12 protein-coding genes and 1 tRNA gene are annotated in these 9,232 nt (G+C 67.1%); 9 read left to right on the top strand and 4 right to left on the bottom strand.

Annotation, left to right across the window (positions count from 1 at the left end):
• Positions 1-58 precede the first annotated feature (58 nt).
• Positions 59-550: a YajQ family cyclic di-GMP-binding protein gene (locus tag ARTB_RS19620; RefSeq protein WP_018773569.1), complete on the bottom strand. Its 492-nt coding sequence runs from the start codon at positions 548-550 to the stop codon at positions 59-61.
• A 196-nt stretch (positions 551-746) separates the two neighbouring features.
• On the opposite strand from ARTB_RS19620, the gene ARTB_RS19625 reads away from it, so the two are divergent.
• Positions 747-1,001: a hypothetical protein gene (locus ARTB_RS19625; RefSeq protein WP_028276970.1), complete on the top strand. Its 255-nt coding sequence runs from the start codon at positions 747-749 to the stop codon at positions 999-1,001.
• Between the two features lie 161 nt (positions 1,002-1,162).
• Positions 1,163-1,244: transfer RNA gene (locus ARTB_RS19630), tRNA-Tyr, on the top strand.
• A 104-nt stretch (positions 1,245-1,348) separates the two neighbouring features.
• Here ARTB_RS19630 and ARTB_RS21810 read toward each other — a convergent pair.
• Positions 1,349-1,927 (bottom strand): LysM peptidoglycan-binding domain-containing protein, encoded by a 579-nt coding sequence (locus ARTB_RS21810; protein ID WP_243181997.1) that lies wholly within the window; start codon positions 1,925-1,927, stop codon positions 1,349-1,351.
• A gap of 133 nt (positions 1,928-2,060) precedes the next feature.
• Between ARTB_RS21810 and ARTB_RS19640 the strand changes: the two genes are divergently transcribed.
• On the top strand, positions 2,061-2,654 hold the full coding sequence (locus ARTB_RS19640; protein WP_243181998.1) for a DinB family protein: 594 nt from the start codon (positions 2,061-2,063) through the stop codon (positions 2,652-2,654).
• A 126-nt stretch (positions 2,655-2,780) separates the two neighbouring features.
• Here ARTB_RS19640 and ARTB_RS19645 read toward each other — a convergent pair whose 3' ends face one another.
• Positions 2,781-3,272 carry a DUF1810 domain-containing protein gene (locus ARTB_RS19645; protein ID WP_243181999.1) on the bottom strand — a complete coding sequence of 164 codons (492 nt, stop codon included), beginning with the start codon at positions 3,270-3,272 and terminating at the stop codon, positions 2,781-2,783.
• Positions 3,273-3,389: 117 nt separating this feature from the next.
• Here ARTB_RS19645 and ARTB_RS19650 point away from each other — a divergent pair, with 117 nt between their 5' ends.
• The 5 genes from ARTB_RS19650 (at position 3,390) to ARTB_RS19670 (ending at position 7,595) form a co-directional block, all read left to right on the top strand.
• On the top strand, positions 3,390-4,322 hold the full coding sequence (locus tag ARTB_RS19650) for an ABC transporter ATP-binding protein (RefSeq protein WP_243182000.1): 933 nt from the start codon (positions 3,390-3,392) through the stop codon (positions 4,320-4,322).
• A complete protein-coding gene (locus tag ARTB_RS19655) occupies positions 4,315-5,907 on the top strand; it encodes an ABC transporter permease (RefSeq protein ID WP_243182001.1) in 1,593 nt (530 codons plus the stop codon). Before ARTB_RS19650 ends, ARTB_RS19655 begins: the two co-directional genes overlap by 8 nt.
• Before the next feature lie 117 nt (positions 5,908-6,024).
• Complete coding sequence (locus ARTB_RS19660) at positions 6,025-6,756, top strand: MgtC/SapB family protein (RefSeq protein ID WP_028276975.1); 732 nt, start codon at positions 6,025-6,027, stop codon at positions 6,754-6,756.
• An 84-nt stretch (positions 6,757-6,840) separates the two neighbouring features.
• Complete coding sequence (locus ARTB_RS19665; protein ID WP_243182002.1) at positions 6,841-7,383, top strand: GNAT family N-acetyltransferase; 543 nt, start codon at positions 6,841-6,843, stop codon at positions 7,381-7,383.
• Entirely contained in the window at positions 7,383-7,595 is a 213-nt protein-coding gene (locus tag ARTB_RS19670) for a hypothetical protein (RefSeq protein ID WP_243182003.1), read from the top strand. Before ARTB_RS19665 ends, ARTB_RS19670 begins: the two co-directional genes overlap by 1 nt.
• Positions 7,596-7,608: 13 nt before the next feature.
• On the opposite strand, the gene ARTB_RS19675 is transcribed toward ARTB_RS19670, so the two are convergent.
• Positions 7,609-8,043 (bottom strand): DUF7144 family membrane protein, encoded by a 435-nt coding sequence (locus ARTB_RS19675; RefSeq protein ID WP_243182004.1) that lies wholly within the window; start codon positions 8,041-8,043, stop codon positions 7,609-7,611.
• Between the two features lie 182 nt (positions 8,044-8,225).
• Between ARTB_RS19675 and ARTB_RS19680 the strand changes: the two genes are divergently transcribed.
• Positions 8,226-8,954, top strand: a complete 729-nt coding sequence (locus ARTB_RS19680; RefSeq protein WP_243182005.1) for a Type 1 glutamine amidotransferase-like domain-containing protein — start codon at positions 8,226-8,228, stop codon at positions 8,952-8,954.
• Positions 8,955-9,232 lie beyond the last annotated feature (278 nt).

Genomic DNA, 9,232 nt, shown 5'->3' on the forward strand with positions numbered 1-9,232 from the left:
TTCCGGTGTCGCCAGCCCTTTTACACGTCGTGCGGAAATTTGCGCCGCGGACGGGCAGCTAGCTGCGGAAGTTCACGAACTGCAGGTCGGCCTCGTCGAAGCCCTTCAGCAGGTTCATGGTCTCCTGGAGATCATCGCGGGACTTCGAGGTCACCCGGAGCTCGTCGCCCTGGATCTGTGACTTGACGGACTTGGGGGCCTCGTCCCGGATCAGCTTGTTGATCTTCTTGGCGAGGTCCTGGGCGATGCCCTCCTTGATGGAGGCCTCGAGCCGGAATTCCTTGCCGGAGGCGTAGGGCTCGCCGGTGTCGAGGGACTTCAGCGAAATGCCGCGGCGGATGAGCTTGGACTGCAGCACATCGAGCACCGCGAGCACCCGCTCCTCGGAGTTGGCCTTCATCAGGATCTTCTCGCCGCTGAAATCGACCTCGGCGCCGACGCCCTTGAAGTCGTAGCGCTGGGCAATTTCCTTCTGCGCCTGGTTCAGCGCGTTGGCGACTTCCTGCTTGTCTACCTTGCTGACGACGTCGAACGTGGATTCGCCTGCCATGACTTTCCTCCTGATGGTTGCCGGGTGCCTGCGTGAGGCCGGGTTGTCTGCATTCCAGACTAGTACGGATGCCCCCGATGTGGCGGCCGGCCTTGCGTCCCGGGTTTCACAGTCCGCTCATAGCTCAATCACGCCGGGAACGAAGCCGGGCTGGCCAGAGTTGCAAGAGTTGGAACCGCTGCTGAAAGGCAAGAACATGCACCAAAAGGCCGTCCGCTACGTCAACCGCACCACCGCCGCTGCTGCCAGCACCCTGGCCGCGACGGCGAGCTCCGTAGCCGCCGCCGCGCTGGCGGCGTCCATCATCCTGAGCCCGGCCGCCGACGCATCAGTCCGCATGGACGGGGTCCACACGGACCTGGCCCGTGCCGTCGAGCTGAACCAGGTCACCGCCGAGCAGGCGGCACGATTCGAGGCAAGGCTGGCGGGGCGGATCCTCGGCGAGGCCTGAAATTCCGCGGATTCTGGCCCTATTTTGATCTGCTGAGGCGCCGATTCGATTCTTCGGCGGAAGTTCTGTAAAGTTGTCTTGCCCGCGGGTGCTGGAAGCGGAACGAACTGGAAACAGGCGTTCCGGGACTGGAAACCGCGAGTGATCTTCTTTTGAAGTTCGGCAGATTACCCGAGCGGCCAAAGGGGGCTGACTGTAAATCAGCTGGCAACGCCTACGGGGGTTCGAATCCCTCATCTGCCACCCTTGGAGAAGCCTCCGGAACCACTAGGTTCCGGAGGCTTTTTCTTTGTCCACGGCCCAACGGCCCGTCTCCACAGTGCAAAGGCCTGTCTCAGAGGCCCGGCTCAGTCGGCCTGGGGATTCGGAATGGTTACCGTGGTGCCGGCGGGCGGAATCCATTCGCCTCCGGTCAACAGGTTCAGGTTGGCTATCCGCAAGGCATAGAGCGGGACGCCGTAGCGGCTCGCGATGCCCGAGGGAGTGTCTCCGGCGCCCACCCTGTACAGGAGCCGTCCCTGCCCGTCCTGCCCGGTCACGCTGCCGCCGGCCCCTAGCTGGGGCACGTCCACGCCCCTGAGGTCGATAATCTCTCCTGCGGCAACGGACTCCGCTTCGTTGAAGCTCCTGAGGATCTCCGGAGTCATCCGGAAGTGGGCGGCGATGCCCTCCCAGGTGTCGCCGTCGACGGCCGCGTAGCGCATCGGCAGGAGGAACCCGTTCACTTCGGTCGTCCCCCGCAGGCTTCCGGCCGCCGGGGACGTTGCGGGGGCGGACGCCGCAGGCCGGCCCGCCGGAACTCCGCCCGGGGCCTCTGCGCCGGAAGAACAGGCTGCCAACAGAATGGCGAGAGCCGCCGCGAGAACCGCGGCCAGGAGAACGGCGGCGGCGGGCCGGACCCGATGTGCACCGGAATCGAGATTCACCCTGTGTGTCCTGTCGATCGGGGCCTCCCCCCGAGGCCCGCTGCCGCCAATTATTCCATACGTTTTATGAAACCCGCTGTTCCGCCAGACTGTCCTGTCAGGCAGCGCCCCCGCATTCGGTATAGTGCCGGTCATGGACGACAAAGCAATCTTGCACACTTACCTGCGCACGCGGCGACAAGACCTCCTAGGGAAGCTCGAAGGCCTCGGCGAGTACGATGTGCGCCGGCCCCTCACGCCCACGGGAACCAGCCTGCTGGGATTGGTCAAGCACGTGGCCAGCGTCGAACTCGGCTACTTTGGCGAGGTCTTCGGCCGTCCCAGCGAGCTGAAGCTGCCGTGGTTTGCCGACGACGCGGAGCCGGACGCGGACATGTGGGCAGCCCCCGGCGAGACGCGCGAGCAGATCACTGAGCTGCACCGGCTCTCGGCGGCCCACAGCGACGCCACCATCGATGAACTCCCGCTCGACGCGCCCGGTGTGGTGCCCTGGTGGCCGGACGAGCGCAAGCACGTGACCCTGCAGCAGATCCTCGTGCACATGTGCGTGGAGACCGCCCACCACCTCGGGCACGCCGACATCCTGCGCGAACTGATCGACGGCGGCGCGGGCCAGCGTCCCGGGGACCCGAACCTTTCGCCGCGCACCGCCGAGGAATGGGCCGTGCACCGGGCCCGCATCGAGGCGGCCGCCGTCGCTGCCGAAGCAGGGGCGGCAGGCCGTTAGTACGGGGGCGGGTACAGGCCGCTAGTGGACAGCCAGTGGCAGCCAACAGCATCCGGCGGCCTCTGCCGGCCGCTTTGCCGGCGTCGCCCGCATGGAGCGGATGATCACGGCGCTGGCCGCGGACAGCTAACCGTCCGCCGGGTCCGGGCCGCCGGGTTGTCCTTCCCGCAACTGGCCTTCCCGCAACTGGCCTTCCAGCAGCTGGTCCGTGGCGGGATCGGGCAGGCCATCGAAATAGCGGTCCAGGACGACGCGGAACACGGTGTCGCCGGGGGCGGCCCGCTGGAACAGCGTCATGGAGGAGTGCAGCTTCCGGGTGTCGATGCCGCCGAAAATTTGCACCGCGGACCGCCCCTGAAGTTCGGCCACTGCGGCGGCGGCCTCCCGCAGCCGCGGGCCAAGGACGCCATGCCGGCAGTATGCCCGGGCCTCGGCCAGGGAGGAGATGGCGTACTTCCGGGCGGTTTCGCTGCGGCCCAGGCCTGCGAGCTGGGGGAAAACGAACCACATCCAGTGACTCCTCTTCATGCCTGACCGCAACTCCGCCAGGGCGTGCCCGTAGGTTCCGCCGGCGTCCTGGGCCGCCACGAACCGTTCAAGATCGTAAGGGTCTTCCATGCCCGCTAGGCTACGGCCCCCCGGTGCCGGAGTGATAGCACGGCGACAGGCCGCCCGCGGGCGAAGGGGTCATTCGGCCGGGGCTGGATTGCCGGTCCCGGGCGTATCGTGTCCCCCATGGCGAATGTCTTGGAGATGGTCGGCGTTGTGAAGCGGTTCGGGCCCGTGGTTGCCTTGAATGGGTTGGATTTTTCAGTCGAGGCGGGCGAGGTCCACGGCTTCCTCGGACCGAACGGCTCCGGCAAATCGACCACGATTCGCCTGCTGCTGGGCATGCTTCGCGCCAATGCTGGCTCCATCCGGGTGCTGGGCCTTGACCCGTGGCGCGACGTCTCGAGCCTCCACCGGCGCCTGGCCTACGTCCCCGGGGATGTGGCGTTGTGGCCCAACCTGACCGGCGGAGAAGTGATCGACCTCCTCGGCCGGCTCCAGGGCGGCCAGGACCTGGCCCGGCGGGCCCAGCTGTTGGAGCTCTTCGACCTCGATCCGACCAAGAAGTCCCGGGCCTACTCCAAAGGCAACCGGCAGAAAGTGGCCCTGGTCGCTGCCCTGGCCACCGACGCTGAGCTGTTCCTGCTGGACGAGCCCACCAGCGGACTGGACCCCCTGATGGAGGAGGCCTTCCGCGGCTGTATCCGGGAACTGCGGAACCAGGGCCGCACGGTACTGCTCAGCAGCCATATCCTCAGCGAGGCCGAAGCACTTTCGGACCGCGTGAGCATCATCCGTGAGGGCCGGGTGGTGGAGACGGGGCGGCTCGATGAACTCAGGCACCTGACCCGTACCTCCGTCACTGCCGATGTCGCGGTGGTACCGGCGGGCTTGGATGCCCTGCCAGGCGTTCACGACGTCGTCGTCAGGAACCACCGCGTCAGCGCCCAAGTGGAACCGTCCGGCCTGGCCCCGTTCATGCGGGCGCTGACCGACGCGGGACTCGTCGCGCTGACCAGCCAGCCGCCCACTCTGGAGGATCTCTTCCTCCGCCACTATGGCGCGGCGGTGCCCGTGGCCGCGGCCGGGTCGAGCAGCGGACGCACCGCCGATGCGTGAAACGTTGGCGGGGACCGGAGTCCTGATCAGGCTCGGGCTCCGCCGCGACCGATGGCTGTTGCCGGCGTGGATCGCCGGATTCGCCGCGACAACGTATTCAACCGCGGTGGCCGGCGCCGAGCTCTACCCCGATGTGGGGAGCCGGGTCGAGGCCGCGACGGCCCTGAATGCCACGGCCTCGCTCGTGGCCCTCTTCGGCAGGGTCTACGACCCCACGTCCCTCGGTGCCCTGTCCCTCATCAAGTACACGGCGTTCATGGCTGCTATCCTCGCCGTCCTGATGGTGTTCATCACCGTCCGACATACCCGCAGCGACGAAGAGTCCGGGCGGCTCGAGCTCCTGGGCGGCGGCCGGATGGGCCGCGACGCGCCGCTCGCGGCCGCCCTCACCATCAGCTTCGGAGCCAGCATTGTCCTGGGGCTGGTCACGGCGGTGTCTTTGGCCGCCGGCGGACTTCCGGCCGCCGGCTCGATTGCGTTCGGACTGGGCTGGGCTGCCACCGGCATGGCGTTCAGCGCCGTGGCCGGGGTCACCGCCCAGCTGACGGCCAGCGCACGGGCGGCCACGGGAATGAGCCTCGGCGTCGTTGCCGTGACCTATGCGCTGCGGGCGGTGGGGGACCTCGCCGAACCGGGGCCCTCCGCGCTGTCCTGGCTTTCGCCGATCGGCTGGAATCAGCAGATCCGGGCCTTCGCCGGGGACCAGTGGTGGGTGCTCGCCCTGCCACTGGCGCTGTGCGCCTTACTCGTGCCCGTGGCCCTGGCACTCCGCGCCCGTCGGGACCTCGGCTCCGGCCTGCGCCAGGAGCGCCCCGGCCCGGCTCGCGGCTCGCTCCGCGGGGTTGGGGACCTCGCTGTGCGGCTCCAGTTCCGGCTGCTGGCGGCCTGGGCGGTCGCCTTCGTGGTGTTCGGCGTGGTGATCGGGTCGCTGGCCGGCAACGTCACGGACTTGTTGAGTTCGCCCAACGCGCAGGACCTGATCATGATGCTGGGCGGAACCCAGGCCATGACGGACGCCTTCATTGCAGCGGAGATCAGCATCATGGGACTGCTGGCCGCTGCCTACGGACTGTCCGCGGCCAGCCGGCTCCGTGACGAGGAGACCGACGGCCACGTCGAGGCACTGCTGGGCACCGCCACCACCCGGCCGCGGTGGGCGACCAGCCATTTCGCCCTGGCCCTGGCCGGCGTCGCCGTGCTCATGCTGCTGGCGGGAGTGTCGGTCGGGGCCGGCGCAGCCACCGTCCTGGCCGATGCCAACCAACTCGGCCGCGTCACACTGGCCGCTGCCGCCCAGATCCCCGCGGCCTGGGTCATGACCGCGGCGGTGCTGGCGGTGTTCGGCTGGGCGCCCCGGCTCACCGGGACGGTCTGGGCCCTGCTGCTGCTCTTCGTCGCGCTTGGTGAGTTTGGCGTGCTGTGGAATGCCCCGGAGTGGCTGATGGAGCTCTCCCCGTTCCGGCACTCGCCGCTGCTGCCCCTGGATTCCGGCGCCGTCGGGCCGTTGCTCGGACTTACGGTGACTGCCGCGGCGCTCGCCGCGCTGGGGTACGCCGGCTGGCGCCGCCGGGATCTGGCCCCGTGAGCGGGCCAGAACAGCCACTACTCGCCAATAGGGGGCAGCGGTAATATCAGATTCGAGAGTTCTTGGCGCATTCCGGCACTGACGGGACGCCACTCTCGGGCCGGGTCGGAGGGCGGGATGCAGGACGCATACGGGCTATATACCCCGACCACGCTGGTGGAAATCGGGCTTCTGCTGGCGACATTTATCCTCTGCTCCCTGATTGGCACTGAGCGGCAGGTCCGGCAAAAGGTCGCTGGCTACCGCACCCACGTCCTGGTCGGGCTCGGATCGTGCACGTTCACCCTGATCTCCGCCTACGGCTTCGCCGCCGCGCTGGCGCCCGGGGCCACCATGGACCCGTCCCGTATTGCAGCCCAAATCGTCAGCGGCATCGGCTTCCTCGGTGCCGGGGTGATTTTCAAGGGACGGAACGTGGTCCGCGGCCTGACGACGGCCGCCAGCATTTGGGTTTCTGCCGCCGTCGGCATGGCGTGCGGGGCCGGAATGCTGTCCCTGGCTGTTTCGCTGACGGCTTTCCACCTCATCACGTTGTACGTCGTTTCTCCCGTGATCAGGAAGATCCCGACCCCCGACGCCCACCGGGTCCTGCACCTGGGCTATGACGACAACCGGGGCGTGCTGCGGCAAGTGTTGGAGATCGCCACGAATATGGGGTTCAGCTCGTCGATCCTGAGCATCAATAAGGCGGGCGATGAACAAAAGCCGATCGTCCTCATGGACATCCGCTTCCATGGTCATCTTCCGCTGCGGGAACTCGTCCCCTACCTCCTGGATGTGCCCGGCGTGCAGAGTGTGACCGTTCGCGGCACCGATCCGAACGAGGACGACGACGATCCCAGCGCCTGAGAACCCCAGCAAGCACGCCGCCGAGACTCCCGTGACTGGCGCACGCTGATTGAAGCCGTTCGGGATGACCGTTAGAGTCTGCGGATGACCGAGAACAGCGTCGCTTTGACGGATACCGTGTGCGTGCGGGTGCTGCGCAGGTCCGACGCCGGGCCCCTGGCCGACGCCTACCGGCGGAACCGGGAGCACCTGGCGCCCTGGGAACCGCTGCGGTTTGAGGAATTCTTCACCGCAGAGGGACAGGCCGCCAGCATTGAATCCAAGCTCGGGTTGTTCATCGCGGGAACGGACGTGCCCTGGGTCCTCGTGGAAGGCTCCCGCATCATCGGGGTGATCAACCTCAGCGGGATTGTCCGGGGACCATTCCTCAGCGCCCACCTCGGCTACTGGGTGGACAAGGACATGACGGGGCGGGGAATTGGCTCGGCCGCGGTGGAGTTCGCCCTGCAGACCGCGCGCAACGAACTGGGGCTGCACCGGCTGCAGGCCTCAACCCTCCCGCACAACGCCGCGTCCCAGCGGATCCTGAAGCGCGCTGGCTTTGAGGAGATCGGCCTGGCAGTCCAGTACCTTCGGATTGCCGGATCCTGGCAGGACCACATCCTGTTCCAGCGGATACTGTTCTGATGGCTGATATTCCGGTTGCACCCGGTCCGGCTGGACCAGGTCCCGATTCACCAGTCCGGGCCGACGTGGACGCCATAGCGGCGGAGGGACTGAGCCGCGGCTGGGCGGAATTATTTCCGGACAAGTATCCGCACGCAGGCGGCCCCGCCCACTTCGCCGCCTACCTCGTGAATGCGGACGGCTACGAAGTGGAGCTGATTGCTGCGGGCTGATGGCGCCGGTGCCCTACGGATTGGTTGTCGGAGGTGCCTGCTCGGCCTTCAGTTCCTCGCCGTGGGCGATGATCGCGTAGATGATCAGCACGTCCATGGCGATGACGATGACGGACCACCACGGCTGCTGCGGAATGAGCATCAGTTGAACAACCGCACTGAAGCCGGCAACGACGACGCCAACGACTCGAGCCCACGTAGCGCCGGCGAAGAGCGCGACGGCGGTGAGGATCAAGAGCGCCCCGAGGGCGACATTCCACCAGCCCCACCCCTTCGCATCGAAGAGGAACAGGGTTCCCGGGGTCGACAAATAGTAGGTGTCGGGTCCGGTGAGCGCGACGAGGCCTTGAAGGCCGCTGAAAACGCCGTTGATGATCAGAATGACTCCGGCGAAACGGACCCAACCGGTCCAGCCGGTCGCAGTGACAGGGTGATGGGCAGTACTCATAGTGTCGACCGCTTTCCGTTGAATGCTCTGCCGTCGGCCTCATGGTCGGCGCAGTCGTGGGGTGAAGCTAGTACCGATTCCGATTATGTTCCTCGCAGTCCGGGCCGGTCAATCGCTACAGGTCCTCGGAGCTGCCCGCGCCGGGCTCATTGCGATTGCCGTGGATCCGGGTACGTTGAACCATGACCATCCTGCTTGTTGGCGGCGGCCCGGACACCGTAACCGCAGCTGCCGTCTTCGACCGCTTCGTCAGGGAACTCCGGCACCGGGCCTCCGGCAGGGTTCCGCGCGTCGCTGTGGTTCTCTTTGACCATGAGGGCAGCTCGGAATATTTCCTGCCTGCCTATGTGGATCCGCTGCAGTCCCGGACAGCCTGCGAGGTCGTCCCGGTCCTCCTCGGCTCCAACCGGGGCGCGGACCCTGCCGCGTTCGACGACGTCGACGGCATCGTCGTCGGGGGCGGGCCGACGCCGGGCTACCTGGAAGGCTTGCTGCCGTCCGCGCAGCCCATCCGCAGTCTGGTCTCCGACGGTGTGCCGTATATGGGATTCTCAGCCGGCGCGATGGTGGCGCCGGTACGGGCGATCGTGGGCGGCTACCGGATCCGCGGCACCGAGGTCTGCCCGGCGGATTGGTCGGAGGGTCTGGAAGAAGTGGAGATCCGCGACGGGCTGGGCCTGGTGCCTTTCGCCGTCGACGTGCACGCCGCCCAGGCGGGAACCCTCGGCCGGGCCGTTGGGGCGGTCGCAAAAGGCCTTGTGGACCGCGCGGTCGCCGTGGATGAGAACACTGCCCTGGTCCTGCACCACGCGGACCTGGAGGAGCTGGACGTGATCGGCACCGGGAACTGCTGGACGATTCGCGGCGTTGGCACCAAGGCCACCGTCTCGGTTCTGTCGGCGCACAGCTGATATGAGTTGAGTCTGTCCTTCACAAACACCTCCGGAGATGTCAGGACGGGATGTATCAGATTCCTTTGAGGACCTGAGGTTGATCCGCGGGATCCTCCCGACACCTTCGGAGGTGTTTGTTATGTCTGTTCAGGGCGTGGTGACCGGTGATTCACCCGTTGTTGTTGCTGTCGACGTTGGCAAGAGGACGGTCGCGTTGTCGGTCACCGATGCCGCCCGGCATCGCCTGTTGGGTCCGGTGGACTTCGAGATGACCGGACGGGGCCTGGACGGGATCC

Source organism: Arthrobacter humicola, from assembly GCF_022803015.1.
Classification (GTDB): Bacteria; Actinomycetota; Actinomycetes; order Actinomycetales; family Micrococcaceae; genus Arthrobacter; species Arthrobacter humicola_A.